The sequence below is a fragment of the Aliiroseovarius sp. CAU 1755 genome (assembly GCF_054482655.1).
This window is the reverse complement of the sequence record NZ_JBTLRH010000002.1, coordinates 268788-295432: the sequence shown is the minus strand read 5'-3', so window position 1 is coordinate 295432 and position 26645 is coordinate 268788. Positions and strand designations below refer to the sequence as shown.

Sequence of the window (26645 nt, the reverse complement as noted above, 5' to 3'; positions counted from 1 at the left end):
CGTATCGCTAGTTCCGACGACATCGCAACAAGAGCGGCGAAATTGGAGAAGACTACGTATTGGAATGAGGTCGAACCGTCGCAACATGGGCGGACACCTTACGTTCGCCGCAATGTAGTCCACGGTCAGCATCGCGGGGCAAACCTGCCATTTGAGCCAGCGTTTGCCGGGTCTGCTTGCGACCGATAGGAGACCTATTCGCAGTTCATGTCAGGGACAGCTTCTCACGGCAGCGCTCAAGCAAGAAATCAATGAAAAGGCGAACTTTGTTGTCCTGCAATCGCCGGTGCGGATAGAGGCATCCGAACATCGCGGGTTCTGGCGGCGTTTCAGGGAGCACTTCGACGAGGTCCCCGCTTTGGAGGTGGGAGATGACATCGAAACGCGGCTTGTTGATGATACCACGCCCGGCACAGGCCCATGCCGTCAGCACATCACCGTCATCGGAATCGTAACTGCCCGAGACGTCCATCCGCTTAGGGCCTTCAGATGTCGACAACGTCCAGAACCATTCGGGCGATCGTGGGTAACGCAAGAGCAGGCAATTGTGGCGCGTCAAATCATCGGGTGTCTGCGGCACACCGTGTTTTTCAAGATAGGACGGCGCGGCACAAAGGATCCGCGGCGTGTCCATAATCTTGCGCAGCTTCAGGTTCGAATCCGGCGGCCGGCCAATGAACAGCGCCACATCAAGGCCGTCCTCCAACAGATCCACCTTGCGGTCTGACAGGCGCAGCCGCACCGACACATCCGGATACATATCGACAAATTCGGGAATGATCGGTGCGACCAATCGCTTTCCGACGCCAAGGGGCGCTGTCACCTGCACGGTGCCGTGCGGTGTTTGGGAATAGCCGGAAATCGCGGCCTCGGCGTCTTCCAAGGTTTGCACAACCAGGCGGGCGTGATCGTAGAATGTTTGGCCGACGTCCGTGGGGGACAGCTTTCGGGTCGTACGGTTGAACAGACGCACATCCAACCGTCGTTCAAGCTCTTTGATACGTTTGCTCGCGACCGCCGGTGTCAGTCGCAGGTCGCGCCCACCGGCTGTGATACTGCCAAGCTCGACCACTCTCACGAATACTCTCAGGCTTTCAAGGTAGGGCACGGGAACCTCTGATTATCTACGAATCGTTGAAAGAGCGTAGCTGAATGCGCCGTATTTCGGGATAGTTAAGTGAGTCATAGTTGCTGAGATCGCAGATTCCCGACTGCGGCAAGGGAGGAATTATGACAACCAGATCCGAAATACGCTTCGTGCTGAACGACCGCGACGTGACATTGGACACCGTGAGCGCAAGTGACACCTTGCTTGATTTCCTGCGGATTGATCGCCGCCTGACCGGCACCAAGGAAGGCTGCGCCGAGGGCGATTGCGGCGCGTGTACGGTTCTGGTGGGACGGTTGCAAAATGGCGTGCTGCGCTATGAGCCGGTGAATGCCTGCATCCGGCTGACAGCGTCACTTGATGCCTGTCATGTTGTCTCCGTTGAATATCTGTCCGGTCCGAACGGGAAGCTGCATCCCGTCCAACAGGCGATGGTGGATCATCACGGCAGCCAGTGCGGCTTCTGCACGCCGGGCTTCGTCATGTCGCTTTATGCGCTTTGGATGGGGAACCCCGAACCGTCCGAGACCGAGATTGAAACCGCGCTTCAAGGCAACTTGTGCCGCTGCACGGGTTACGAGCCGATCATCAAAGCAGCGAAGGCCGTGACCGCCCACGGCAGCCCAGCCGATGACGCGCTGACACTGGAACGGGCGGCAATGACCGCCAAGCTGGCGCAGTTGCGCGATGGCAAACGGGTTGAAGTGTCAAGCGGTGGCAGCCGCTGTATCTTGCCCGCTTCTGTAGATGATCTGGCGGAAGTTCTGCTGGAAACCCCTGACGCGACGATCATCGCAGGGGCGACCGATGTTGGTCTTTGGGTGACGAAGTTCCTGCGCGATATCTCTCCCGTCGTGTTCCTGAGCCATCTGGACGAGCTGCGCCAACTCGACGTCACAGAGGACGAGATCAAAATCGGCGCAGGTGTAAGCTATACCGACAGCCGGACGGCGATGTCTGACGACTACCCGCACCTTGCCGCGTTCTGGGACCGGATCGCGGGTTGGCAAATCCGCAGCATGGGGTCGATCGGCGGCAATATCGCCAACGGATCGCCCATCGGCGACACGCCACCGGTTCTGATCGCCCTTGGTGCATCTATCACGCTGCGCAAAGGTGGCGTCCGCCGAACCATCCCGATTGAGGACTTCTTCATCGACTACGGCAAGCAGGACATCTCTAAGGGCGAGTTTCTGGAAAGCATCAGCGTCCCACGCCCCGCCAAGGACACCATTCACGCGGCCTACAAGATATCCAAACGTCGCGACGAAGATATCTCGTCCGTCTGTGCGGCATTCAACGTCACCGTCGAGGGCGGCACAATCACCGCCGCGCGGATCGCATTCGGCGGTATGGCCGCGACCCCCAAGCGGGCCGCACACGCGGAAGCGGCGCTAGTCGGCGCAGCATGGAGCGAGGCGGCGCTGATCGCAGCCGCCCAGCGGCTTGGCGACGACTTCAGCCCGCTCAGTGACTGGCGCGCATCGTCCGATTACCGCCTGCAAGTGTCCAAGAACCTGTTTCGCAAGTTCTGGCTGGACCAGCAAAGCGACACCGCCACCAACCGCCTCAGCGCGTAAGGGAGAGATTTGCCATGAATGTTCAAAAATCCGCAAATGCCCCGATCAAAGGGGCCGTGAACACTGATCTGCGCCATGACAGCGCCATCAAACACGTCACAGGCCGCGCTGAATACTGCGATGATATCGCAGAACCCATCGGAACCCTGCATGCCTATCTGGGGCTTTCCACCAAGGCCCATGCGCTGCTGCGCGACGTGGACCTGAGCGCCGTGCGCGCGGCCCCCGGCGTTGTCGGCGTGCTGACGGCTGACGATATTCCGGGCGTCAACGACGTCTCCCCGACAGGGCGCAATGACGAGCCGATCTTCGCCACTGAGAAGGTCGAGTTCTGGGGGCAGCCAATGTTCGCCGTCGTGGCCGAGACACGCGATGCGGCCCGCCGTGCGGCCAAGCTGGCGCAAGTCACCTACGAAGACCTGCCACACGCGCTGGATCCCGAAGCCGCGCAAGAGGCCGGCATGGGGTATGTGACCCCGCCGTTGACGCTCAAACGGGGCGAGGCCGAAAGCGCGATGAGCAAGGCGGCCCACCGTATCAAGGGCAAGCTGCGTGTTGGCGGGCAGGATCACATGTATCTTGAAGGCCATATCGCGTTTGCCATTCCCGGCGAAGATGACGACGTCATCGTTCACTCCTCCACGCAGCACCCGTCGGAAGCGCAGCACATGGTGGCGCATGTTCTGGGTGTGCCGTCGAATGCCGTGACCATCAACGTGCGTCGCATGGGGGGCGGGTTCGGGGGCAAGGAAACCCAGATGAACCTGTTCTGTTCGGTGGCCGCCGTGGCTGCGAAGAAATGGAACCGCGGCGTGAAAATCCGCCCGGATCGCGACGACGATATGTCAGCGACCGGCAAGCGCCATGACTTCGTGATCGACTACGAAGTGGGCTTCGACGACGACGGTGTGATCGAAGCTGTGACCGGAGATTTTGCGGCGCGCTGCGGGTTTTCGTCCGACCTGTCTGGCCCGGTGACCGACCGCGCGCTGTTTCATGCCGACAACGCCTATTACTACCCGAACGTCCTGCTGAATTCGCACCCGATGAAGACCAACACCGTGTCCAACACCGCCTTTCGCGGCTTTGGCGGACCGCAGGGCGTGATTGCAGCTGAACGGATCATGGAAGAGATCGCCTATCACCGCGGGCTGGACAGCCTTGAGGTGCGCAAGCGCAATTTCTACGGCGACAATGGGCGCGATGTGACACCCTATCACCAGACCGTCGAAGACAATATCGCGCCGCGCATCTGTCAGGAACTGGAAGACAGCGCCGATTACCGCGCCCGCCGTCAGGCTATTCTTGAGTGGAACGCAAAGGGTGGCACGATCCGGAAGGGGATCGCGCTGACCCCGGTGAAGTTCGGGATTTCGTTTACGGCCACCTGGTACAATCAGGCCGGAGCATTGCTGCACATCTATTCGGATGGTTCGGTGCATCTGAACCATGGCGGCACGGAAATGGGTCAGGGTCTGAACACCAAGATCGCGCAGATCGTGGCCGATGAGCTTCAGGTGGATTTTGACATGATCAAGATCACCAAGACGACAACGGAAAAAGTGCCGAACACCTCCGCGACGGCGGCCTCATCAGGGTCTGACCTGAACGGGATGGCCGCGCGGGACGCGGCACGGCAGATCAAGGAACGACTGGTGGCGTTTGCGGCCGAGCATTGGAAAACCGATGCCGATGCCGTGCGTTTCCTCCCCAATGCGGTTCAGGTGGGCGATGAGATCATGTCCTCCCGTGATTTCATCAAGCAGGCCTATATGGCCCGTGTCCACCTGTCCGCAGCAGGGTTTTACAAGACACCTAAGATCCATTGGGATCGCGAAACGGGGCAGGGCCGTCCGTTCTACTATTACGCATACGGTGCCGCATGTTCTGAAGTCTCCGTTGACACGTTGACGGGCGAATACCGCGTCGAACGCACCGATATTCTGCATGATGTCGGCAAATCCCTGAATCCGATCCTTGATGTTGGTCAGGTTGAGGGGGCGTTCATTCAGGGCATGGGGTGGCTCACCACAGAAGAGCTGTGGTGGGACGCCCAGGGTCAGCTGCGCACCCATGCGCCGTCGACTTACAAGATCCCGCTGGCGTCGGATCGTCCGCGCATCTTCAACACGAACCTAGCGGCGTGGTCCGAGAACAAGGAACACACCATCAAGCGGTCCAAGGCCGTGGGTGAGCCGCCGTTCATGCTTGGCATTTCGGTGTTCGAGGCCTTGTCGCACGCGGTCGCCAGTATCGCCGATTACCGTGAATGCCCCCGTCTGGATGCGCCTGCCACGCCAGAGCGTGTGTTGATGGCGGTCGAGCGTTTGAAGGGCTGATTCCATGACCCTCGCCGACTTCCTGTCAACACCCGAAGACGTCGTCCACATCCGCCTGACGGATGTGCGCGGGTCATCGCCGCGTGACGCAGGCGCGCAGATGTTTGTCAGCGCCGATGGCCTGCACGGGACAATCGGTGGCGGACAACTGGAGTATATGGCCATCGACAAGGCCCGCGCGATGTTGCGTGCCGGGCATTTGGCGGAAGATATGGACGTGCCATTGGGGCCGGAGATCGGTCAGTGTTGCGGGGGCCGGGTCGCCGTCACATTGCACCAGATGACAGTCGCGGATCGACTGGCAGAGTGCGGGGCTGAGATGCGCGATATTGCTCAGCGCCCGCATGTCTACATCCTCGGCGCGGGTCATGTCGGGCGCGCGTTGGCGCGTTTCTTTCAGTTCTTGCCTGTGCAATGCATTCTGATTGACGCGCGGCACGAAGAGCTATCCCTGTGTGATGCGAAGGTCGAGACGCGCCTATCTGCAATGGCAGAGGCGGACATACGCTGCGCCCCGCCGAACAGTGCCTTCATCGTGCTGACCCATGATCACGCGCTTGATTTCCTGCTGACATCCGAGGCGCTGGACCGAGGCGACGCGGCCTATGTCGGCCTGATCGGGTCCGCGACGAAACGGGCCAAGTTCTCGCGCTTTCACGCCTCCAATTCAGTCACGAAAGACACCTGCAATCTCACCTGCCCCATCGGTCCGACACAAAGCGCCGACAAGCGCCCCGAGGTCATCGCGGCCTTCGTTGTGGCAGAAGTCATGACACGGCTGACCGGTCCGGCACCGCGCCCGACGTCGCCATCACACCAACAGAACCAAACTCCGCAAAGATCGTCTGAGAAGGGCGGCGCGGAGCAATACCAATGGGAGGAAACCCGAAATGTCTGATACAGTCTTCAGCTACAAGTTATTCAACAGGAACGATTTTAACGCGTTCTGGGCCTTGTTCACCGACAACCTTGTCAATCTTCTGATCCTGTCCGGGATCTGTCAGTTCGTCTTTCAGATGCCAGCCGAAATCGTCTTTGGCCGTATTGTGCCGGGCGCTGCGGTTGCGATCCTTGCGGGTGTGGTCGTTTACACATTGATGGCCAGATGGGTCGCCAACAGGCAGGGCAAAGACGTGACCGCGCTGCCCTACGGTATCTCGACCCCTGTCATGTTCGTTTACCTGTTCGGCGTCATCGGCCCGATCTACTGGGCGACCGGCGATTCCCTGCTGGCCTGGCAGGTCGGCATTGGCGCAGGCTTCATGGGCGGCATCGTCGCAGCGTTCGGTGCAATCGTTGGCCCGTTCCTGAAACGGATCACGCCGCGCGCGGGTATGCTGGGCACGCTGTGCGGTATCGCCTTGGTGTTCATCGGATCGGTTCCTCTTGCCACGATCTTTGAACATCCCCTGATCGGCTTTACGTCGCTGTTGTTCATCCTGTGGGGTCTGATCGGTCGCTTCCGCCTGCCGGGCAATCTGCCTGCCGGACTGGTGGCGATTGGGGTCGGCACGGTCATCGCGATTTTCCTTGGTCAGTCGTCTTTCAACACCGACGGCATCGGTTTTTACGCGCCCATTCCCTATTTCGGGGACATGCTCATCGGTATTCAATATCTGTTTGCCAATCCCGAGTTGTTCCTCGTTCTGATCCCGGTGCAGATCTACAACTTCATTGAAACGATGAATAATGTAGAATCCGCCGAAGCCGCGGGCGACAGCTATCCGGTTGCCGTCTGTCAGGTGACAGACGGTGCGGGCACAATGATCGGCGCGTTGTTCGGCTCGCCTTTCCCGACAACAGTCTATATCGGCCACCCGGCCTACAAGCGGATGGATGCACGCGCTGGATATATCATCGGCGTGGCCCTTGTCATTGCGGCTGCGGCGTTCCTTGGCTTCCTGTCGTTCCTCGCCGGGTTGATCCCGATTGCAGCAGCAGCCCCTGTTCTGGTGTTCGTGGCCGTGAGCCTGATCACCAACACCGGTTACGCGGTGAAACCTGCGCACATGGCGGCTGTCGCGTTTGCGATCTTGCCCCATATCTCGAACTTCCTGATCACCAAGTGGGGGTCGTTGATGAACGCTTTGCGCAACACAGGTGTCGAAGGGTTGCCCGGTTTGGGCGATGGCGAGTTGACGGCGGCGCTGCTCATGGAAGGGGCGCATTACGAAGGCCACCTTGCCTTGTCGCAAGGTGCGATCATCACCGGGCTTGTCTGGGGCGCTATTGCGGCGGATGTGATCGACGGGCGGTTCAAGCAGGCAGGCGGGTTCGCAATCGCAGCGGCTGTGATGTCATCAATCGGGATTATCCACAGTTACACCTTGCAGATGCCGCAATTTGACGGTGTCACGATCGGCTACCTGATCATCGGCGCGTTCATGCTGATCTATCCGATGGTTGCACCCAAGGAAGACCTTGAGCATCGCATCATCGTTCCTGACGAGCCTGACCTCGTGGACGATGATAGTCCGGCGCTCGACGTCGCTTGATTGCAGAACCTGACGAGGCGGCCGCGACTTGGCCGCCTCGTTCACCACCACCCCCACGAAAGAAGCTCTCCTATGTCCGATACCCTTCTGCGCGGTCGCCTTTTGACGTTTCATCAGGAGCCCGTGGGTCCTGACGATACAGACGCCTATAGCTACATCGAAGATGGGGCTGTGTTGATCCGGGACAGCATGATTGTCGCTTCGGGCAACTATGATGAGGTTGCCGTCACATCCGATGGTGCCAAAATTACAGACCACCGCCCGCATCTGCTGATGGCCGGGTTTATCGACACGCATATCCACTTCCCGCAGGTGCAGATCGTGGCCAGTTGGGGCAGTCAGTTGCTGGACTGGCTGAATGGCTACACCTTTCCCGCCGAGGCAGAATACGCCAACGCCCAACACGCCCGCGCCATGGCGGGGCGGTTTTGCGATTTGTTGACGGATCATGGCACGACGACCGCCGTCGCGTTCTGTTCGGTCCATGCCTCATCCGCCGAAGCGTTGTTCCAAGAAGCCGACGATCGCAATATGCGGATGGTGGCTGGCAAAACCATGATGGACCGCAACGCACCCGATGCGATTTTGGACACTGCGCAAATGGGTTATGACGACAGCAAGGCACTTATTGCGAAGTGGCACGGCAGGGGCCGCGCCTCCTATGCAATTACGCCGCGCTTCGCGATCACCTCGACCCCCGAGCAACTTGAGATGTCTGGCGCATTGGCCAACGAGCATCCCGAGTGTTACATCCAGACGCACCTGTCCGAGAACCACGACGAGATTGCCTATACGGCCACGCTGTATCCGGATGCGCGCGACTACCTTGATGTTTACGAAAGCAACGGACTGCTTGGCCCGCGCACCTTGTTGGGACATGCTATTCACCTCAAGGACCGCGAAATCGGCGCGATGGCCGACACCGGTGCCCATCCGGTGTTCTGTCCGACGTCCAACCTCTTCCTCGGGAGTGGGCTGTTCGATGACGCGGGCTTGCGCGCGCGAGGCATCCAAAGCGGGATCGCCACGGATATCGGGGCAGGGACCAGCTATTCGATGCTACAGACGCTGAATGAAGGGTATAAAATCCTTCAACTCCAAGATCAGAAATTGCACACGCTCCGCGCCTTTCACTGGATCACCCGCGGCAACGCAGAAGTCTTGGGGATGGCCGACAAGATCGGCACCCTTGATGCGGGAACAGAAGCCGACATCGTCGTCATTAACGTACGCGCGACCGCAGCAATGGACGTGCGAATGGACCGGACCGAAAGCCTGTCGGACGAATTGTTCGTCGTTCAAATGATGGGCGATGACCGTGCAATTGCACAAACCTACGTTGCTGGCGTGCCGCAAAAGAAGGAAACGACATGATTTCAGTTACCCGGCTTGATATCGCAGATGCCGACGTCCTTATCGAAGGTGCGGTGGCACAGGCGAAGGCGATCGGCGTGCCGATGTGTATCGCGATCACCGATGAGGCGGGCCAGTTGATCGCCTTTTGCAGGATGGACGGCGGCAAAGTGACGTCGACGACCATCGCAATCGACAAGGCGTTCACCGCTGCGGGTGCCAAGAAAGCGACGCATGAATACGGGATCGCCAGCCAACCGGGCGCACCCGCTTATGGGATCGGGTCCGCCATCGGCGGTCGGTTGATGGTTGTCGGCGGCGGCCTTCCCGTCATTGTTGACGGCCATGTCGTCGGGGGGATCGGGGTCAGTTCAGGCACGCCAGATCAAGATAGAGCCGTCGCGCAGGCAGGAATTGACGCCTTCCTCAATCAGATTTGAGCGACTTGGAGAGCCATTAATCTGTCAGGGGTCCAATTGGGTCGACTTAATCGAACCACACATTGAAACCTGTCTACTGCGACGTTCGGCTTCTCGAAGTTTGGCAAGAGCGGCTCGTTTGAAACCCGCCAATCAACTATGATCTTGGTCGACCAGTTCGATGAAAAGCCGTGCAAAATGCCGGCGACTGCAACTGCGACCTAGCGTGAAAAGGTGTTGTGCCGCATGGACCCTGTGGTCGGAGCCTGCCCAGTCCAAGAATGCGTTTGAGGTGTACGAAGAGCCTCTCGACGTTCTTCCTAAGCGTCATGGAGGTCTCACCTTGGCGTCGATCCGACCTCGGCTTGCCGGATTGAGCGGGAGGCTTCCACTTGCTTAATGGCGTGCGCGGAATACGACAGCCTGTTTACAAAAGCCATTCGACGGGAAACCAGCCGATGACCGTCAAGGCCTGACGTTTGAAGAAGGTCGCGCCATCGTGCAACGCGCTCGGCCATGCCGGTGCTTTCGATCATCAGTTCCATCTCTGTGTTCAGAGTTGCCGAGCGGGGATCAAAGTTGAAGGACCCCACGAACACGCGCTTCCTATTGACCGCAAAAGTCTTGGAATGAAGGTGCGATCCCGACGATCCCAGTGGCCCCAGAATATCCAAAGATGGACGTCGCCATGCAGAGGTCATGCCTGTCGCAGTCGCGAAGATGCCTGCGCCTTCGTGGTCATGTTCTGGTTATGGGTTTCGACCCTAGGCTATTCTTGGAGGATTGGGCGGACCGCGGCGTTGGATCAAGGTCTTCGCCGCAGAAGGAGTGCAATTCATGCGCGAACCTTGGTCAAAATCCGCTAAGCGTGGCAAAGCAGACTTGCTTACATCTGCGACGAATAGCGGCTTGCGCGCCGCAAACCAGACTTTCCGCACCAACCGAAAACCTCTACCGACACACAAAAAAACCGGGGTTCAGGCCCCGGCTTTTTCGCTTAAGTGCGTCAGATTACAGATGTTTCGCCATCTCGACCGCGGTATCCAGCATCCGCACGCTGAAGCCCCATTCATTGTCATACCAGCTCAGCACACGGACCATGTTTCCGTCGAGAACCTTGGTTTGGTCCAGGGCAAAGCTTGACGAATGGGGGTCATGGTTGAAGTCGCTGGACACCAACGGACGATCGACGATGCCAAGAACGCCTTTCAGCGGACCGTTGGCGGCGGCGATGGCGGCGGCGTTGATTTCTTCCACCGTTGTGTCGCGCGCGGCTTCGAATGTCAGGTCGACACAAGACACGTTCGGGGTCGGCACGCGGATCGCAACACCGTCCAACTTGCCAGCCAGTTCGGGCAGCACAAGGCCAACCGCGCGGGCCGCCCCAGTGGTGGTTGGGATCATGCTAAGCGCTGCAGCACGGGCGCGATAGAAATCGCTGTGCAGTGTGTCAAGCGTCGGCTGGTCGCCGGTATAGGAGTGGATCGTGGTCATGAAGCCCTTTTTGATGCCGACAGCGTCATTCAGGGCTTTTGCCACGGGTGCCAAGCAGTTCGTGGTGCAGGATGCGTTCGAGACATGCACGTCGTCGGCGGTCAAAATGTCATGGTTCACGCCGTAAACGATGGTCTTGTCTGCGCCAGACGACGGGGCCGAGACCAACACGCGGCTTGCGCCGTTTTCAAGGTGCACAAGCGCCTTGTCACCTTTGAAGATGCCGGTGCATTCCAAAACGATGTCGACGTCACCCCACGGCAAATCGGCGGGGTTGCGGATTGCGGTGACCTCGATCGGGCCGCGTCCGGCATCAATGGTGGTTTCGGTCCATTTCACTTCGTTCATGAAACGGCCATGGACGCTGTCAAATTGTAGCAGGTGGGCGTTCATCTCGACCGAGCCAAGATCGTTGATCGCGACCACTTCGATATCATCACGACCTGTTTCATGCACGGCACGCAGCACCAGTCGTCCGATCCGTCCAAATCCGTTGATGGCCACTTTGACTGTCATTTTCATCTTCCTTGCATGAGCGTCGCCTGCCGTTAGGAGCGGCAAAGCCGATCGTGTGATGTGAGCGCTAACATCATCATTTTTCCCAAAAGGTCAAGAGATGATCACAGAATAGGGCGACGCGGGCTACCTCCAGAATGCCATCCATTCGGTGAAATCGAGGAACTTTTTGGAAAGAAACACAAGGTTGGTGCCGTCTGCCAATAACAGATCGCCTCCGATCAGCACCAAGATCAGAATGCCAAGAATAAGCGCGATCTGGTTTGTCACGGACTGCTCCTGCCTGTTTGGCCGCATTGTTGCAACGCCTGTCGGGCCGGGGCAAGGGGGAAAAGAAAACCCCCGCCACACAGGGGGACGGGGGTGATTTTCAAGTGGTTGGGTCGCTTAGAACGACCCCATCTTGACTGCAACATCGGCCATGCGGGTCGAGAAACCCCATTCGTTGTCATACCAACCCATCACACGCACGGTGCGACCGCCCACAACCTTGGTCTGGTCGGGTGCGAAGATCGAGCTTTGTTCGGTGTGGTTGAAGTCGATTGAAACCTTAGGTTCGGGGTCATAGCCCAGCACGCGCGACATGGCACCCTCGGCGGCTTCGCGCACGATCTGGTTGACCTCTTCGACCGTGGTATCGCGACCTGCTTCAAATGTCAGGTCGATGGCCGAGACATTCGGGGTCGGCACGCGCATCGCGGTGCCGTCCAGCTTGCCAGCCAGTTCAGGCAGCACTTCGCCCAAGGCTTTCGCTGCCCCGGTCGAGGTCGGAATGATCGCCATGGCCGCCGCGCGGGCGCGATACAGATCCTTGTGGCGGCGGTCCAGTGTCGGCTGGTCGCCAGTGTAGGAGTGGATGGTGGTCATGATTCCACGCTCGATCCCGAGCGCCTCATGCAGCACCTTGGCCAGCGGGGCCAAGCCGTTCGTTGTGCATGATCCGTTCGAGACCATGTTGTGGTGCGCTTCCAGCTCTTTGTCGTTCACACCCAGAACGATGGTTTTTTGCACGTTCTTGGCGGGGGCCGAGATCAGCACCTTGCGCGCGCCCTGTTCGATGTGGCGTTTGGCTTTCTCGCCGTCGTTGAAATTGCCGGTGCATTCCAGAACCACGTCGCAGCCAGTCCAGTCCAACTCGCCCATATCATAGGTCGACATCATCTGCATCGGGCCACGACCCACATCCATGGTGCCATTGCCCAGCGAAATCTCGTTCGGGAAGCGTCCGTGGATGCTGTCGTATTTCAACAGGTGGGCAGCTGTTTCAAGCGGGCCGGTCGCATTGACCTTGACCACATTGATGTCATTGCGGCCCGATGCCGCGATTTGCGCCAAGGTGCAGCGGCCGATGCGGCCAAATCCATTGATACCCACTGTGACGGTCATGCGTCTTCCCCTCAGGTTTGGCCCGATGGCCCGGAAACTTTCCGCTGATATAACGACCGCCGCCCAATGTCCCAACCCGCAAAACGCGTTTGATGCGAGCTTGTTAGCGAAAACATGACGAGTCGTTCGGTCGTTAGCGCAAACGACCCAGACCAATGCGCCACATCGCAAATTCGTGGTGAGTGCTTTTCACCGCCACAGAAAGCCACTAGGTTTTCCGGAAAGATCACGAAAAGGGTGAATTTGATGAGTGGTTTGATCGCGCTTCTGGACGATGTGGCTGGCATTGCGAAAATTGCGGCGGCGTCGGTGGACGACGTGGCCGGGCAAGCGGCCAAGGCTGGGGCGAAAGCGGCCGGGGCGGTGATCGACGATGCCGCCGTCACGCCGAAATACGTTCAGGGGTTTGAGCCCAAGCGCGAGTTGCCGATCATCGGGCGTATCGCGTGGGGGTCGATCAAGAACAAGCTGATTATCCTTCTTCCAATTGGCTTGCTTTTGTCGTCGTTTGCACCATGGCTGATCCCCCCTTTGCTAATGTTGGGAGGTGCGTATCTGTGTTTCGAAGGGGCGGAAAAGGTCTGGCACGTCCTGTTCCCCCATGAAGAAACATGGGACCACGCCGAACACGACATTGGCGACCCGGCCCATCTGGAAGAAGAGAAGATTGCCGGTGCGATCAAAACCGACTTTATCCTGTCGGCCGAGATCATGACCATTTCGCTGGCAGCCATCCCTGAAAGCAACATCTGGATGGAGGCGGCCACTCTGGCGGTCGTCGCGATTGGGATCACGGTGGTTGTCTACGGATCGGTGGCGTTGATCGTGAAAATGGACGACGTTGGCTTGTATATGGCGCAACATGCCAAGCTGTCGGCCACACGGGCCTTCGGGCGCGGCGTCGTGAATGCGATGCCGGGGCTTCTAAAGCTTTTGATGGTTATTGGAACGGCGGCCATGATCTGGGTCGGCGGTTCTATCATCATTCACGGGCTGCACGAACTCGGCGTGCATCAACCGTATGAGGTCATTCACGACATCGCCGTCGCGGCTGCACAGGCAGTGCCCAGCATGCCGGGCTTCATAGAATGGGCGGTGACGGCGACGCTGGATGGTGTTGTCGGACTTGCGCTGGGCGTGTTGATCATTCCTTTGGCGACGCGCGTCATCGGGCCGGTTTGGCAAAGCGTGTTCAAGGGGAAGGCCTAGTCAGTTTCCACGGCTTTGATGATCGCGGGTCGGCAACAATGCGACCGTTTAGACTGGAATGCGCCCTTCATAAGTGGTGCGTTGTCGTGACATCCCTCAGTTCCTATATGAATTGGAACCGAGGAGTGATTGATGACACGAAAAAAATTCCGCGGTCTGGCTCTGGCCATCGTCTTGGCTGCCCCCGTGGTCAGCTATGCCGAGGATGCCATGATCCAGTTTTCGCTATCGGACCAATCTCGTTGGAACTATTTCAGCGATCAAGTCATGGGGGGCGTGTCAGAGGGGGCGGCCTCGTTTGATGCAAGCGGCGACCAGCCCATCCTTCGCTTGACTGGAAAGGTCAGCACCGCCAATCGCGGTGGCTTTATTCAGGCCCGCACAAAGCTGGACGCGCCGTTGCCAGCCACTGCGCAAGGCGTGATTTTGAACGTGCGCGGCAACGATCAAACCTATTATGTCCACCTGCGCACTACGCGGACAGTGCTTCCGTGGCAATTCTATCAAGCCTCTTTCGATGTGTCAGAGACATGGAAACAGGTGCGCATTCCCTTTGATGACTTTGCCCCGTATGGAGGGCTGTTGCGTAAAACATTCGATGCCAAGGCTGTGCGCAGCCTTGCCGTCGCGGCCTTCGGGCGGGATCACGATGCGGACCTGTCTGTCCGCGCGGTCGGGTTCTATTGATCTGTTAATTGCGGGCTGCTGTCAGTGTCGCGTGTTTCAAAAAGAAACGCCTCGCCGGAGATCCGGCGAGGCGTTCTGTCTTTCGGAAGCTTAGTGCTTAGCCCAGCAAACCTTTCGCTTTCGCGACGACGTTCTCGGCGGTAATGCCTAACTTCTCAAACAACACGCCTGCCGGGGCTGACGCGCCGAAGCTGTCCATCCCCACGAAGGCGGCTTTGGCCTCGCGGCCACGTTCGCCCAGAAGCCAGCGATCCCAGCCGCCATCACGCACCGCAGCTTCGATCCCGACGCGCACCGGGCCGGGGGGCAGAACCTTGCGGCGATAGGCTTCGTCTTGCTGCGCGAAAAGCTCCATGCAGGGCATGGAAACAACGCGGGTGCCGATGCCTTGGGCTTCCAGCGCGGCGCGGGCGTCCATCGCCAGCGACACCTCGGACCCGGTCGCGATCAGGATCACCTGACGCTTGCCAGCTTCCGCATCCGCCAGAACATAAGCGCCCTGAGCGGTGAGGTTCTTTTGCTTATACTCGGTGCGCACTGTCGGCAGGTTTTGCCGGGTCAGAACCATGGTCGATGGTGTTTCCTTCGAGGTCAGCGCCAACTCCCACGCTTCCGCCGTTTCCACCGTGTCCGCCGGGCGGAAGGTGTAGCTGTTAGGGGTCGCGCGGCAGATCGCCAGATGCTCGACCGGCTGGTGCGTCGGGCCGTCTTCGCCGACGCCGATACTGTCGTGGGTCATCACGAACACGGTCGGGATTTTCATCAGTGACGCCAGACGCATGGCCGGACGGGCATAATCGGTGAAGCAGAAGAACGTGCCGCCGTAGGGGCGCATACCGCCATGCAGCACCATGCCGTTCATCGCAGCGGCCATGCCGTGTTCGCGGATGCCCCAATAGATGTAGCGACCCTTGCGGTTGTCCACGTCAAAGACGCCCAGATCACCGGTCTTGGTGTTGTTCGATCCAGTCAGGTCTGCCGACCCGCCAACGGTTTCCGGCATCACCGGGTTGATCACCTCAAGCGCCATTTCCGACGATTTTCGGGTGGCAACCGTGGGCTTACCTTCGGCCACCTGACGTTTCAGGGCACGCACGACGCCGCCAAGTTTCTTGGGCACATCCAGCGCATAGGCGCGATTGAACTCGGCCTGTTTGCGTTCGCTGATCGACGCAAAGCGGGCTTCCCACTCAGCACGCGCCTCGGCCCCCTTGGCGCCGATGGCTTCCCAGGCTTTCTTCACATCATCAAGAACCTGGAACGCTCCAAGCGGTGCGCCATAAGCCTCTTTCGCAGCTTTCAGCTGGTCGGCGTCGGTCAATGCGCCATGCCCCTTCGAGGTGTCCTGCGCCGCATGACCCAGCGCGATATGCGTCTTGCAGGCAATCATCGACGGCTTCTTGGTCGTCTTGGCCTTAGCAATCGCAGCGTCGATCTGTTCGGGATCGTGACCGTCGATTTCCTGCACATGCCAGCCCGCCGCCTTGAAGCGCATAACCTGATTGGTGCGGTCAGACAGCGAGACCTTGCCGTCGATCGTGATGTCGTTGTTGTCCCAGAACACGACCAGCTTGCCCAGTTGGTGACGCCCGGCCAGACCAATGGCCTCGTGGCTGATGCCTTCCATCAGACAACCGTCGCCGGCGATCACATAGGTGTAGTGATCCACGATCTTCTTGCCGAAGCGCGCGCGCTGAATTTCCTCGGCCATGGCAAACCCAACGGCGTTGGCGATGCCCTGACCCAGCGGGCCGGTCGTGGTTTCAACGCCCGAGACGTGGCCGTATTCCGGGTGACCGGCGGTGATCGCGCCCCACTGGCGGAAATCCTTGATCTGCTGCAGGGTCACATCTTCATAGCCCGTCAGGTGCAGCAGCGAATAGATCAGCATCGAGCCGTGTCCGGCCGACAGGATGAACCGATCGCGGTCTGCCCAACGCGGTGCGGAGGCATCGAATTTCAGGTGGTTTTCAAAAAGCACCGTCGCCACATCGGCCATGCCCATCGGCATGCCAGAGTGGCCCGAGTTCGCGGCAGCAACCGCATCCAGTGTCAGCGAACGGATCGCAGTGGCTTTTTTCCAGTGATCGGGGTGGCTTGCGCGCAGTGTGGCGATGTCCAACGGTCCACATCCTTTGGCTAAGTTCAGGGTTGCCCTCTGATAGCAGCCCTCCGCCAAGGGTCAAGCGCGCGTGCACGTCGCCGCTCAAGTGCTTGGAAAAGAACGAGGGGGGCGCATTTTGCAAAGGCATTGGGTAAGATCGGCAAAGCAGCGCACAGGGCTGATTCGCCCCTTGCAAAGCGTTGTGTCGCAGGGCGGCTTGTGACAAGAATGGGCAAAGAAAATGGTTCAGGGCAGATTATGAGCGACATTTCCGAACTGGAAACCCGTATCACCACCGCGCTGGAACGGATCAGCACCGGCCTTTCGGCACTATCCCCCCAGCCATCCGACGCAGGTTCGCCAGATACCGAAGCCGAGCTGGAACAGCTTAGGGCAGCGCTTGAAGAGGAACGCACCGCAAACGCGCAGCTTCAAGAGCGAGTCAAGAACCTTAAATCCAAGCGTGGCCGCAAGGTTGCCGCGTTGCAAAGCGAAGTGGACTGGTTGCAGGATCAACTGGCGTCAGAAGAAAAAAGTCTGTCCAAACTTCGCCGCGCCAACGCGGATTTGCGCGCCAACAACGACGCCCTGCGCGCGGCGATCAGCGCTGGCGTCGCCGAGCCGCATTTGATCAACAAATCCATGATGGCCGAATTGGAAGGGCTGCGCGCTGCGCAATCCGCCGACCGGGCCGAACTTGACGCTGTATTGGGCGAGCTTGGCGCGCTGATCGCCGAAAACGACCCAGACGCCCCAAACACCGCCGAAAGGGAGGGGGCTGATGCCTGACGTTACAATCACGATTGGGAACCGCACGTTCGACGTGGCCTGCCAAGAAGGGGAAGAGCATTTCCTGAACGCAGCAGCGGCAATGTTGAATGCCGAAGCCTCGGTTCTGGTCAACCAGATGAGCAACCTGACGGAAAGCCGCTTGTTGCTGATGTCGGGCCTGATGCTTGCCGACAAGACCGCCGGGATGGAGGACAAGGTGAAGCTTGCCGACAAACGGATGGCGGAACTTGAGGCTGAGCTTCATGCATTGAAGAACGCGGCCCCTCAGAAGGTCGAAGTGCCCGTTATTCCCGATGCGGTCACGGATACGTTGGCCGAGATCGCCGCCCGCGCTGAGGCGGTGGCAGCTGAGGTTGAAGAACGGGCTTCCTGAGATGATGGCGCGACTTTGGCGTCGTGCAAGCGCGATGGGTGCTGGGCTTGTTCTGGCCACAGCCGCAACGCCTGTTTGGTCAAGCGATGCCCTGATGACTGTGCAATATGTCTGCGAACGCGAGGCGCTCGTGACAGCCACCTACGTCAACAGCGCGGATGCATCTTTTGTTGTGGTTTCGGTCGAAGGGCAGCAGGTGGGGCTCACTCAGGTCCAGTCGGCATCGGGCGCGAAATACGCTCAGGCGACGGATGGGCAAGGATACATCTGGTGGACCAAGGGCGACGAAGCGTTTCTGGCTTGGGGTATTGCCCAAAGCGGTGAGGATGAAACGCTTCTGTCGCAATGTAAGGCGCGGTAAACCAACCCGCGCGAACGGGCTTAGCCGTTCGCTTCGCGGATTTTGTCCGCGGCTTCTTTGTTATAGGCGACACCGTTTTCGTCAAACAGCGTGTCCAGCTCGCCCGACAACGTCATCTCGGTGATGATATCGCAGCCACCCACGAATTCACCCTTCACGTAAAGCTGCGGGATGGTCGGCCAATCCGAATAGTCCTTGATGCCTTGGCGAATGCCCTCATCGGCCAGCACGTTCACATCGGCAAAGTCCACACCCATAAAGTTCAGAACCCCGGCCACGCGGGACGAAAACCCGCATTGCGGCATGTCCTTGGTGCCTTTCATGTAAAGCACAACATCGTTGGCTTTCACGGTATCTTGGATCTGTGTTTTTGCGTCGGTCATGTTTGAAGTCCTTGCGTGTCTGTGGAGCTGGCCCGAAGCGGACCTTTATTCTGGTATTTTCGTGGTCAGTGCCAGCGCATGAAGCTCGCCCTGGCTGCCGGCCATCTTTTCTTTCAGCGCTGCATAGACGGCGCGTTGCTGTTGCACACGGTTCTGGCCGCGAAAGCTTTCGTCCACCACTTCGGCGGCATAGTGGTTTCCGTCACCCGCCAGATCGGTGATGGTGATTTTTGCGTCCGGGAAGGCCTCGCGGATGAGGGCTTCGATTGCGGATGCTTCCATGGCCATGTTCAGAACCTCGTTTGTGTTTCAACTCAATCTAAGATCGGGGGCAGGGCGCCGCAAGGGCTAGCGGCGCGTCACGGCGTCACGAAAGCTGGTCAGCACAGCGCGGGCGTCGGACAATAGCCCCGCTTGCTCTGCATCGGCCAATCCGGGTGCCGTCCAGGCAGGGTTGGGGAGAAGGGTGTTCAGCATCTTCTGACGCGCTGCTTCCTGCGTCGGGCTGAGCGGCAGGTTTTCGGCCACGCGAAACATCTCGATCATGTCGCAGATGGCGCGCATCCGGCGATAGGCTTCGGAAATGTCCTCTAGCAATTGACGATCTTTGCGCCAGCGTTTGCGCGGGAAGATGTGGGTCATCACATAAGGCCCGGCCCCTTTGCAGTCAAATCGCGCACAGCCCGGAAACCCCTGATCTTCAAGACTTTCGTGGATGCGGCATAGGTTATCGGCGCCCAGATGACGGCACGGGGCAAGCGCAGGCTTGGCGAAGGCAAAATCGTCGCCCGCGTCAAAGCCCGGCGACACGCAGCATAGCCCGGCACAGGACGCGCAATCGGCCACCAAGGCGGTCATGTCCTGCGGATCGGGTGCGGGCGTCATGGCTTAACGATGCGCCTGATCAAATCCGGTGCGGAAGATCTGGGCCAACTCATCCAGCGGCGCTTCTGAGCCACCCATCTTGACCGTATCGCCTGTAAAGCGACCGACAGAGGCGATGGGGATGCCCAACTTGCCCGCCTCAATCATCAAGGCCTCGGCCTGATCGAAGTTACAAGCCACCAGATAGCGCGCCTGATCTTCTCCGAACAGGGTCGGCGTGTCGGCAGTGTCGAGCGAGACCCCCACGCCTCCCGCTTCGGCCATTTCAAAGGCAGCGATCGCCAGACCGCCATCAGACAGGTCAGAACAGGCTTTGATCAGTTCGCGATTGGCCCGGATGAAGTCGCCGTGCATTTTCTCGGCCGCAAGGTCCACATGCGGGGCGTCGCCGTCTTCGCGGTTGAAGACCTCGGCCAGCAGGGCGGATTGGCCCAGATGCCCGGTTGTCTCGCCAATGACCATCGCGACATGGCCGTCACGGGCCACACCGTCGATCATGTCGTCAAGGCTGTCCAAAAGGCCCACCGCGCCAATGGTGGGTGTGGGCAGAATACCTTGACCGTCAGTTTCATTGTAAAGCGAGACGTTGCCCGACACGATGGGAACGTCCAGCGCCGCGACAGCTTCGCCAATGCCTTTGATGGCACCCACAAGCTGGCCCATGATCTCGGGTTTTTCGGGGTTGCCGAAGTTCAGGTTGTCGGTGGTCGCAAGGGGCTTTGCGCCGACGGCAGTCAGGTTGCGATAAGCCTCTGCCACCGCTTGCTTGCCGCCTTCAAACGGGTTCGCCATCACATAGCGCGGCGTCACGTCCGAGGTGAAGGCAATCGCCTTGTCAGTGCCGTGGACACGCACGATGCCTGCGCCCAGACCGGGTGCGCGAACGGTATCGGCCATGACCATGTGGTCGTATTGCTCATAGACCCATTGCTTCGCCGCGTAGTTGGGCGAGCCAATCAGGGCCTTCAGCCCATCAATCGCGTCGATTTCGGGCACGTCCGAAAGAGGTTCAACGGCAGGTGTTTCGACCCATGGGCGATCATATTCAGGGGCGCGGCCAGACAGGGGGGACAGCGGCAGGTCGGCTTTGACCTCGCCGTTGTGCATGATCAAAAAGCGATCTTCGGCAAGCGTTTCACCGACGATTGCGAAGTCAAGATCCCACTTTTCGAACACGGCGCGGGCTTCAGCCTCTTTTTCCGGCTTCAGCACCATCAGCATCCGCTCTTGGCTTTCGGACAGCATCATTTCATAGGCGGTCATGTTGTCTTCGCGCTGGGGCACGTCTTCAAGGTTCAGCTTGACGCCCAAGCCGCCCTTGTCGCCCATTTCGACCGCCGAGCAGGTCAGGCCAGCGGCACCCATGTCCTGGATCGAGATGACAGCGCCGGTCTGCATCAACTCCAGCGTGGCTTCCATCAGGCGCTTTTCGGTGAAGGGGTCACCGACTTGCACCGTGGGGCGCTTGTCTTCGATCGTGTCGTCAAACTCGGCCGATGCCATCGTCGCGCCGCCCACACCGTCGCGACCTGTCTTGGCACCCAGATAGACGACAGGCATGCCGACGCCGGAGGCGGCGGAATAGAAAATCTTGTCGGTGTCGGCCAAGCCCGCGGCAAAGGCGTTCACAAGGCAGTTGCCGTTATAGGCGGGGTGGAAGCGAACCTCGCCGCCCACATTGGGGACCCCGAAACAGTTGCCGTAGCCGCCGATGCCTTCGACGACCCCGTTGACCAGTTGCTTGGTCTTGGGGTGATCAATTTCGCCAAAAGACAGGGAGTTCATCGCGGCGATGGGGCGCGCGCCCATGGTGAACACGTCGCGCAGAATGCCGCCAACGCCGGTGGCCGCACCCTGATAGGGTTCGATATAGGACGGGTGGTTGTGGCTTTCCATCTTGAAGACCACAGCCTGACCATCACCGATATCGACGATGCCCGCGTTTTCGCCCGGACCGCAAATGACCTGAGGGCCTTCGGTGGGCAGGGTGCGCAGCCATTTCTTCGATGATTTATAGGAACAGTGCTCGTTCCACATCGCCGAAAAGATGCCAAGCTCGGTGAATGTCGGCTCGCGACCTATGATTTCGAGGAGCAGGTCGTATTCGTCCGGCTTCAAACCGTGTGCGGAAATCAGGTCCTCGGTGATCTTCGGCTCTTGCATGCCTGTTTCCCCCTTAGGCTAGGCTGTCCATGCCGCGACTTTTAGGCGAAGGGGGGGGATTGGGAAAGGGCAAAGGTAAGGGCAGTTCGCCTGTTTGGGACGTTTCGGAAAAAAAGAGGCCGGGCAAAGCCCGGCCAAGTCCAACAGGGAGGTAAAAACCGACCAGAGCGATGCTCCACCGCCGGCTTTGAACCAGAATTAGGGGTGCCGACGGGACGGATCAAGGAAAAATGCCGCATTGCAGCTATGTATTTTTTGCATGGCTTGCTGCGGGTTGCGGGACGTAATCGCGTTAAAGTTGGAGAGAGTCTAAAGTTTGCCTGTTTTTAGAATGAGTTAAAGGTAAGCTTTGTGGACAATTGTATACCAAGGCGCACGAAGTCGGATGCTCCACCTGTGGCGCGCTTGCCACAGACTTTTCTGCGCGATGCCGGGGAATGATCAGCTCTTTTTGCTTTGGCGCTGTGCCAAAAGCTCCTCCATGACGAAATCACGGAAGGCTTCGATCCGTTTCGATGCCCTCAATTCCTCGGGATAGGCAAGAAAAACCGGGATATCTTTGCTTTCTGCTTGGGGCAACACGCGCGTAAGCTCTGTGAAGTCTTGCGTCACGTAATCTGGCAGCACACCGATTCCCAGATCATGCAGCACCGCTTGAAGCACACCGAAATAATTGTTCACCGTCAGTCGCGACTTGATTTCATAGGTCAAAAGTTCCTGCACCAAGGAAGCCCCTGCGCTAACCTGCGCCGATGCGGTATTCTGGCAAATCAGCCGATGTTGCGACAAGTCTTCAAGGGTTTCAGGTGTGCCGTATTTCTTGAGATAGCTGGGCGTCGCGTAAAGGCGCATGTGCACATCCATCAACCGCTTGCGGATCAGATCAGCCTGGCTTGGTTCTTTCATGCGGATCGCCACATCGGCTTCGCGCATCGGCAGGTCCAGCACTTGCTCTTCCAGCATCAGGTCGATTTTCAGATCGGGGTATTTCTCGTAGAGTTTCGACAGGCGCGGGGCCAGCCAAAGCGACCCGAAGGCGGTTGTCGTCGTCACGCGCAGTTCGCCGAACACCTCTTCTTTGCTATCGCGTATGCGGGCGACGGCAGCTTCTAGCCGGTGGCTCATCGCTTTTGAGGCATCAAACAGCAGCTCGCCCTGTTCTGTCAGAATCAGTCCACGTGCGTGCCGATGAAAAAGTGTGGCGTTCAAGCTTTCTTCCAGCGCGCGGATTTGGCGCGATACCGCCGATTGCGACAAATGCAGAGCATCGCCGGCATGGGTCAAAGACCCGGCATCTGCCACGGCGTGAAATATTCTGAGTTTGTCCCAATCCATGGCGAAATTACCGATACTTGATAGCGCATAAAACTTGCACTGTGTTATCATCAGAGCCGTGATGATTGCCAGCACGGATTGTGATGCGAAATGATTTGATAGGTCATAGGTTTTGACCTATAATTCGCTCAATCCAGTTATCACTCTAACGTACGGGAGGTGCGTCATGGGCAAGCCAGACATCACTCTGAACGACCGATTTGATCTGACCAAGCAGCAGGTGCTGTTGAATGGCACGCAAGCCTTGGTGCGCCTGATGCTGATGCAGAAGGAACGCGACCGCGCTGCGGGTCTGAACACGGCTGGGTATGTCACGGGGTATCGTGGCTCGCCATTGGGGGCTGTGGATCTTTGGATGGGGCGCTCCAAAAAGGTGTTGGAACCCAACGACATCAAATTCCATCCCGGTCTGAATGAAGATCTGGCCGCCACCGCTTTGTGGGGCAGCCAGCAGGCCGAACTGCGCGGCGAGGGCACCCATGATGGCGTCTTTGGCCTTTGGTATGGCAAGGGGCCGGGCGTGGACCGCACCGGCGACGTTATGCGCCACGCAAACATGGCCGGCACCAGCCCGCATGGGGGTGTGCTGATGGCGATGGGCGATGATCACACCGGCGAAAGCTCGACCGTGTTGCACCAGTCTGACTGGGCGATGGTGGATGCCTATATCCCGGTTCTCAGCCCGGCGGGTGTGCAGGAAATTTTAGATTACGGCATCTATGGCTATGGCCTCAGCCGTTTTGCGGGCGTCTGGGCGGGTCTGAAGGTAATGAAAGACACGGTCGAGGCGACCTCGGTCGTCGATGGCGACCCAAACCGGATGCAACTTGTCACACCTGATTTCGACATGCCGGATGGCGGGTTGAACATTCGTTTGGCTGACCAGCCGGTGCCGCAAGAAGCGCGGATGATCGACTATAAACGTTTCGCCGCCGAGGCTTATGCCCGCGCCAACCGGATTGACCAGCGCAAGTGGGGCAAGCCGGGTGCGAAAATCGGGTTTGTCGCGGCGGGCAAGAACTGGCTGGACCTTGTGCACGCGATGGGCCTTCTGGGCATCGACGAAGCCGAGGCCGAACGCCTGGGCCTGACCACCTACAAGGTCGGCCAAACCTTCCCGCTGGATATGGAAAGCTTCCACGAATGGGCCGAGGGGCTGGACCTGATCGTGGTGGTCGAAGAAAAGCGCAAGCTGATGGAAGTGCAGATCAAGGAAGCGATCTTTGACGATCGCGACGGTCGGCGCGTCTATGGCTGGCACAAGGGCGACACGTGGGAAAACGGCCGCCGGTTGGAGCTTTTCCCGACCCGCTATGCGTTGGATCCGATCATGATTGCCGAGAAAATCGGAGACATCTTGATTGAAGAGGGGCGCGGGACCGAATCCGTGAAGGCGGGCCTGACAATGTTGGCCGAGGCGAAAGGCGCGGACAATGCGCCCAATATCGCGGCACGCTTGCCGTTTTTCTGTTCGGGCTGCCCACACAATACTTCAACCAAACTGCCGGATGGGTCGCGCGCTTATGCCGGGATTGGCTGTCACTATATGGTGCAGTGGATGGATCGCGATACCGTCGGGTTCACCCAAATGGGCGGCGAGGGTGCCAACTGGATTGGCGAGGCGCCGTTTTCGAAAACCGGTCACGTGTTCCAGAACCTGGGCGACGGAACCTATAACCATTCGGGCAATCTGGCGATCCGGGCGGCATTGGCGTCGGATGCCAACATTACCTACAAGATCCTTTACAACGATGCGGTCGCGATGACGGGCGGGCAGACCAACGAAGGTGGCTTGGACGCAGAGCGTATCGCGCGTGAGGTGCAGGCGATGGGCGTGAAGCACATCTTCCTTGTCTATGACGACAAAGAGGATGTGGACCTGTCAGCCTTCCCTAAGGGACTGTCGCATCACACCCGTGACGAGTTGTTGACGGTTGAAAAGAAATGTCGCGATATCAAGGGTGTCTCGGTCATTCTTTACATCCAAACCTGCGCGGCAGAGAAACGCCGTCGCCGCAAGCGCGGGCAATTCCCTGACCCGGATAAACGTGTGTTCATCAACACCGACGTCTGCGAGGGCTGCGGCGATTGCGGGGTGCAGTCGAACTGTGTCTCGATCGTGCCAGTGGAAACCGAGCTGGGCCGCAAACGCGCCATTGACCAATCCAGTTGCAACAAGGATTTCAGCTGTGTGAACGGCTTCTGCCCCAGCTTCGTGACCGTCGAAGGGGCCAAGCTGAAGAAATCGGCGACCGCCGAGGTGGACATTCCTGATCTGCCAGCGCCAGCGCTTCCCGCCATTGACGGCACCTTTAACACGGTGATCACCGGCGTTGGTGGCACAGGCGTCGTGACCATCGGCGCGATCATGGCGCAGGCCGCCCATATCGACGGCAAGGGCGTGGGCATGATGGAAATGGCCGGTCTGGCCCAGAAAGGTGGCGCGGTTACGGTTCACCTGCGGCTTGCAGAACAACCCGAAGACATCTCGGCCATTCGTGTGGCGACGGGGGAATGCGATGCGCTGATCGGCTGCGATCTGGTGGTGTCGGCTTCGTCCACTACCTTGGGTCTGACCAAAACCGGACGCACCGGGGTCGTCGTAGACAGCCACGAAACCGTGACGGGCGAGTTCACCCGCAACACCGATTTCGCCATTCCCGGTGATCGTCTGCAATTATCGCTTGAGGCGCGGCTGCGCGACCGTCTGTCGATGTTCGACGCGACCGAGCTGGCGCGGGTGCTGATGGGGGACAACATCTTCTCGAACATGATGGTGCTGGGGGCGAGCTGGCAGGCGGGAATCGTGCCGCTGACCCACGATGCGCTGATGTATGCCATCGAGTTGAATGGTCAGGCGATCGACCGCAACAAACACGCTTTTGAGCTGGGTCGTTGGGCCGTTCTGCACCCGGAAGAAGCCGAGAAGATGGTTGTCGGTGAGGTTGTTGAAAAGCCCAAGACGCTGGCTGAGATCATCGATTTCCGTGCAAATCACCTGGTCACCTATCAGAACAAGCGGCTGGCGAAACGCTATCGCGCCTTTGTCGATCAGATGCCCGACGCGTTGAAAGAGCCGGTGGCGAAAAGTTATCACAAGCTCTTGGCGTATAAGGATGAATATGAGGTCGCGCGCATGTTGTGCGACACCCGTGCCAAGGCCGAGGCCGAGTTCGATGGCGATCTGAAGCTGACCTATCACCTCGCCCCGCCGATCCTGAGTGGGACGGACGCCAACGGACGGCCCAAGAAACGTGGCTTTGGAAGCTGGTTTGAGAAGTCGGCCCCATGGCTGGCCAAGATGAAGAGCCTTCGCGGCACGCCGCTTGATCCCTTCGGCCGATCCGAGGAGCGCCGCACGGAACGTGCGCTCATTTCGGAATTTGAGGCCGACATGAAAACCGTTCTGGCAGGGCTGACCGACGACAATCTGTCCGTTGCGCGCGACTTGGCAGAGCTTCCCTTGTCGATCCGCGGCTTTGGTCCGGTGAAAGAGGCAAATGTCGAAAAGGCGGCTGCACGTCGGGCAGAGCTTTTGGCTCAGTTCAGCGGGCAAGCACCGCTGGTGCGGGCTGCCGAATAAGGATTGCGCCGCCGCTGGCTCAAGCCATGCGGCGACGCGACACCCGCTTGATGGGCGGATTTTCAACCCAAGCCCATTTC

At 59.0% G+C, this 26645-nt stretch carries 23 protein-coding genes; 12 read left to right on the top strand and 11 right to left on the bottom strand.

The genetic code is table 11. The annotated features are described in order from the left end of the window. Positions 1-205 precede the first annotated feature (205 nt). Positions 206-1108 carry a LysR family transcriptional regulator gene (locus ACXYMP_RS08615; protein ID WP_458905679.1) on the bottom strand — a complete coding sequence of 301 codons (903 nt, stop codon included), beginning with the start codon at positions 1106-1108 and terminating at the stop codon, positions 206-208. Positions 1109-1230: 122 nt separating this feature from the next. Between ACXYMP_RS08615 and xdhA the strand changes: the two genes are divergently transcribed. The 6 genes from xdhA to ACXYMP_RS08585 all read left to right on the top strand — a co-directional run bounded on the left by xdhA (position 1231) and on the right by ACXYMP_RS08585 (position 9315). Beyond that, entirely contained in the window at positions 1231-2688 is a 1458-nt protein-coding gene (xdhA, locus tag ACXYMP_RS08610; RefSeq protein WP_458905677.1) for a xanthine dehydrogenase small subunit, read from the top strand. Positions 2689-2702: 14 nt separating this feature from the next. Beyond that, the gene (xdhB, locus tag ACXYMP_RS08605) at positions 2703-5027 is read left to right on the top strand and encodes a xanthine dehydrogenase molybdopterin binding subunit (protein ID WP_458905675.1); all 2325 of its coding nucleotides are present in this window, start codon (positions 2703-2705) and stop codon (positions 5025-5027) included. A gap of 4 nt (positions 5028-5031) precedes the next feature. Then, a complete protein-coding gene (gene xdhC / locus ACXYMP_RS08600; RefSeq protein WP_298565636.1) occupies positions 5032-5925 on the top strand; it encodes a xanthine dehydrogenase accessory protein XdhC in 894 nt (297 codons plus the stop codon). Beyond that, a complete protein-coding gene (locus ACXYMP_RS08595; RefSeq protein ID WP_458905672.1) occupies positions 5918-7522 on the top strand; it encodes a xanthine/uracil/vitamin C permease in 1605 nt (534 codons plus the stop codon). The genes xdhC and ACXYMP_RS08595 overlap by 8 nt, the downstream gene beginning before the upstream one ends. A 72-nt stretch (positions 7523-7594) precedes the next feature. Beyond that, positions 7595-8896, top strand: coding sequence for a guanine deaminase (gene guaD / locus ACXYMP_RS08590; RefSeq protein WP_458905670.1), 1302 nt, complete (start codon positions 7595-7597; stop codon positions 8894-8896). Then, on the top strand, positions 8893-9315 hold the full coding sequence (locus ACXYMP_RS08585; RefSeq protein ID WP_248363150.1) for a GlcG/HbpS family heme-binding protein: 423 nt from the start codon (positions 8893-8895) through the stop codon (positions 9313-9315). The genes guaD and ACXYMP_RS08585 overlap by 4 nt, the downstream gene beginning before the upstream one ends. 317 nt (positions 9316-9632) lie before the next feature. Here the strand turns inward: ACXYMP_RS08585 and ACXYMP_RS08580 are convergent, their stop codons facing one another. The 4 genes from ACXYMP_RS08580 to gap (ACXYMP_RS08565) all read right to left on the bottom strand — a co-directional run bounded on the left by ACXYMP_RS08580 (position 9633) and on the right by gap (ACXYMP_RS08565) (position 12690). Next, positions 9633-9995 carry a phospholipase D-like domain-containing protein gene (locus ACXYMP_RS08580; protein ID WP_458905668.1) on the bottom strand — a complete coding sequence of 121 codons (363 nt, stop codon included), beginning with the start codon at positions 9993-9995 and terminating at the stop codon, positions 9633-9635. A 310-nt stretch (positions 9996-10305) separates the two neighbouring features. Beyond that, positions 10306-11304: a type I glyceraldehyde-3-phosphate dehydrogenase gene (gap, locus tag ACXYMP_RS08575; protein ID WP_298565644.1), complete on the bottom strand. Its 999-nt coding sequence runs from the start codon at positions 11302-11304 to the stop codon at positions 10306-10308. 126 nt (positions 11305-11430) lie between these two features. Beyond that, on the bottom strand, positions 11431-11574 hold the full coding sequence (locus ACXYMP_RS08570; protein ID WP_248369338.1) for a hypothetical protein: 144 nt from the start codon (positions 11572-11574) through the stop codon (positions 11431-11433). Positions 11575-11691: 117 nt separating this feature from the next. After that, entirely contained in the window at positions 11692-12690 is a 999-nt protein-coding gene (gene gap / locus ACXYMP_RS08565; RefSeq protein WP_458905665.1) for a type I glyceraldehyde-3-phosphate dehydrogenase, read from the bottom strand. Positions 12691-12936: 246 nt separating this feature from the next. Between gap (ACXYMP_RS08565) and ACXYMP_RS08560 the strand changes: the two genes are divergently transcribed. Further along, entirely contained in the window at positions 12937-13899 is a 963-nt protein-coding gene (locus tag ACXYMP_RS08560) for a DUF808 domain-containing protein (protein WP_298565648.1), read from the top strand. A 132-nt stretch (positions 13900-14031) separates the two neighbouring features. Continuing rightward, positions 14032-14586, top strand: a complete 555-nt coding sequence (locus ACXYMP_RS08555) for a CIA30 family protein (protein WP_298565649.1) — start codon at positions 14032-14034, stop codon at positions 14584-14586. A 97-nt stretch (positions 14587-14683) separates the two neighbouring features. On the opposite strand, the gene tkt is transcribed toward ACXYMP_RS08555, so the two are convergent. Next, positions 14684-16708: a transketolase gene (gene tkt / locus ACXYMP_RS08550; RefSeq protein WP_458905662.1), complete on the bottom strand. Its 2025-nt coding sequence runs from the start codon at positions 16706-16708 to the stop codon at positions 14684-14686. Between the two features lie 240 nt (positions 16709-16948). On the opposite strand from tkt, the gene ACXYMP_RS08545 reads away from it, so the two are divergent. Genes ACXYMP_RS08545 through ACXYMP_RS08535 form a run of 3 tightly spaced genes read left to right on the top strand, consistent with a single transcriptional unit; the run spans position 16949 to position 18216 of the window. Then, complete coding sequence (locus ACXYMP_RS08545) at positions 16949-17479, top strand: hypothetical protein (RefSeq protein WP_458905660.1); 531 nt, start codon at positions 16949-16951, stop codon at positions 17477-17479. Next, the gene (locus tag ACXYMP_RS08540; RefSeq protein WP_298565655.1) at positions 17472-17855 is read left to right on the top strand and encodes a cell division protein ZapA; all 384 of its coding nucleotides are present in this window, start codon (positions 17472-17474) and stop codon (positions 17853-17855) included. Before ACXYMP_RS08545 ends, ACXYMP_RS08540 begins: the two co-directional genes overlap by 8 nt. Positions 17856-17889: 34 nt before the next feature. After that, positions 17890-18216, top strand: coding sequence for an MliC family protein (locus ACXYMP_RS08535; RefSeq protein ID WP_458905658.1), 327 nt, complete (start codon positions 17890-17892; stop codon positions 18214-18216). A 20-nt stretch (positions 18217-18236) separates the two neighbouring features. Here ACXYMP_RS08535 and grxD read toward each other — a convergent pair whose 3' ends face one another. From grxD to ACXYMP_RS08510, 5 genes are all read right to left on the bottom strand, one after another. Continuing rightward, positions 18237-18599: a Grx4 family monothiol glutaredoxin gene (gene grxD / locus ACXYMP_RS08530; protein WP_248369356.1), complete on the bottom strand. Its 363-nt coding sequence runs from the start codon at positions 18597-18599 to the stop codon at positions 18237-18239. A gap of 45 nt (positions 18600-18644) precedes the next feature. After that, positions 18645-18887, bottom strand: a complete 243-nt coding sequence (locus tag ACXYMP_RS08525; protein WP_298565659.1) for a BolA family transcriptional regulator — start codon at positions 18885-18887, stop codon at positions 18645-18647. A gap of 60 nt (positions 18888-18947) precedes the next feature. Then, positions 18948-19484 carry a hypothetical protein gene (locus ACXYMP_RS08520; RefSeq protein WP_458905655.1) on the bottom strand — a complete coding sequence of 179 codons (537 nt, stop codon included), beginning with the start codon at positions 19482-19484 and terminating at the stop codon, positions 18948-18950. 3 nt (positions 19485-19487) lie between these two features. Then, on the bottom strand, positions 19488-21647 hold the full coding sequence (purL, locus tag ACXYMP_RS08515) for a phosphoribosylformylglycinamidine synthase subunit PurL (RefSeq protein ID WP_458905653.1): 2160 nt from the start codon (positions 21645-21647) through the stop codon (positions 19488-19490). A gap of 441 nt (positions 21648-22088) precedes the next feature. Continuing rightward, positions 22089-22982 carry a LysR family transcriptional regulator gene (locus ACXYMP_RS08510; RefSeq protein ID WP_458905651.1) on the bottom strand — a complete coding sequence of 298 codons (894 nt, stop codon included), beginning with the start codon at positions 22980-22982 and terminating at the stop codon, positions 22089-22091. Between the two features lie 166 nt (positions 22983-23148). On the opposite strand from ACXYMP_RS08510, the gene ACXYMP_RS08505 reads away from it, so the two are divergent. Beyond that, entirely contained in the window at positions 23149-26565 is a 3417-nt protein-coding gene (locus tag ACXYMP_RS08505; RefSeq protein WP_458905648.1) for an indolepyruvate ferredoxin oxidoreductase family protein, read from the top strand. The last annotated feature ends 80 nt before the right edge of the window (positions 26566-26645 follow it).

Excerpts from the sequence above, each read along its gene's own strand:
- xdhA (WP_458905677.1), top strand. The coding sequence starts at position 1,231 with ATGACAACCAGATCCGAAATACGCTTCGTGCTGAACGACCGCGACGTG.
- xdhB (WP_458905675.1), top strand. The coding sequence starts at position 2,703 with ATGAATGTTCAAAAATCCGCAAATGCCCCGATCAAAGGGGCCGTGAAC.
- xdhC (WP_298565636.1), top strand. The coding sequence starts at position 5,032 with ATGACCCTCGCCGACTTCCTGTCAACACCCGAAGACGTCGTCCACATC.
- ACXYMP_RS08595 (WP_458905672.1), top strand. The coding sequence starts at position 5,918 with ATGTCTGATACAGTCTTCAGCTACAAGTTATTCAACAGGAACGATTTT.
- guaD (WP_458905670.1), top strand. The coding sequence starts at position 7,595 with ATGTCCGATACCCTTCTGCGCGGTCGCCTTTTGACGTTTCATCAGGAG.
- ACXYMP_RS08585 (WP_248363150.1), top strand. The coding sequence starts at position 8,893 with ATGATTTCAGTTACCCGGCTTGATATCGCAGATGCCGACGTCCTTATC.
- ACXYMP_RS08580 (WP_458905668.1), bottom strand. The coding sequence starts at position 9,995 with ATGACCTCTGCATGGCGACGTCCATCTTTGGATATTCTGGGGCCACTG.
- gap (WP_298565644.1), bottom strand. The coding sequence starts at position 11,304 with ATGACAGTCAAAGTGGCCATCAACGGATTTGGACGGATCGGACGACTG.
- gap (WP_458905665.1), bottom strand. The coding sequence starts at position 12,690 with ATGACCGTCACAGTGGGTATCAATGGATTTGGCCGCATCGGCCGCTGC.
- ACXYMP_RS08560 (WP_298565648.1), top strand. The coding sequence starts at position 12,937 with ATGAGTGGTTTGATCGCGCTTCTGGACGATGTGGCTGGCATTGCGAAA.
- ACXYMP_RS08555 (WP_298565649.1), top strand. The coding sequence starts at position 14,032 with ATGACACGAAAAAAATTCCGCGGTCTGGCTCTGGCCATCGTCTTGGCT.
- ACXYMP_RS08545 (WP_458905660.1), top strand. The coding sequence starts at position 16,949 with ATGAGCGACATTTCCGAACTGGAAACCCGTATCACCACCGCGCTGGAA.
- ACXYMP_RS08540 (WP_298565655.1), top strand. The coding sequence starts at position 17,472 with ATGCCTGACGTTACAATCACGATTGGGAACCGCACGTTCGACGTGGCC.
- ACXYMP_RS08535 (WP_458905658.1), top strand. The coding sequence starts at position 17,890 with ATGGGTGCTGGGCTTGTTCTGGCCACAGCCGCAACGCCTGTTTGGTCA.
- grxD (WP_248369356.1), bottom strand. The coding sequence starts at position 18,599 with ATGACCGACGCAAAAACACAGATCCAAGATACCGTGAAAGCCAACGAT.
- ACXYMP_RS08525 (WP_298565659.1), bottom strand. The coding sequence starts at position 18,887 with ATGGCCATGGAAGCATCCGCAATCGAAGCCCTCATCCGCGAGGCCTTC.
- ACXYMP_RS08520 (WP_458905655.1), bottom strand. The coding sequence starts at position 19,484 with ATGACGCCCGCACCCGATCCGCAGGACATGACCGCCTTGGTGGCCGAT.
- purL (WP_458905653.1), bottom strand. The coding sequence starts at position 21,647 with ATGCAAGAGCCGAAGATCACCGAGGACCTGATTTCCGCACACGGTTTG.
- ACXYMP_RS08510 (WP_458905651.1), bottom strand. The coding sequence starts at position 22,982 with ATGGATTGGGACAAACTCAGAATATTTCACGCCGTGGCAGATGCCGGG.
- ACXYMP_RS08505 (WP_458905648.1), top strand. The coding sequence starts at position 23,149 with ATGGGCAAGCCAGACATCACTCTGAACGACCGATTTGATCTGACCAAG.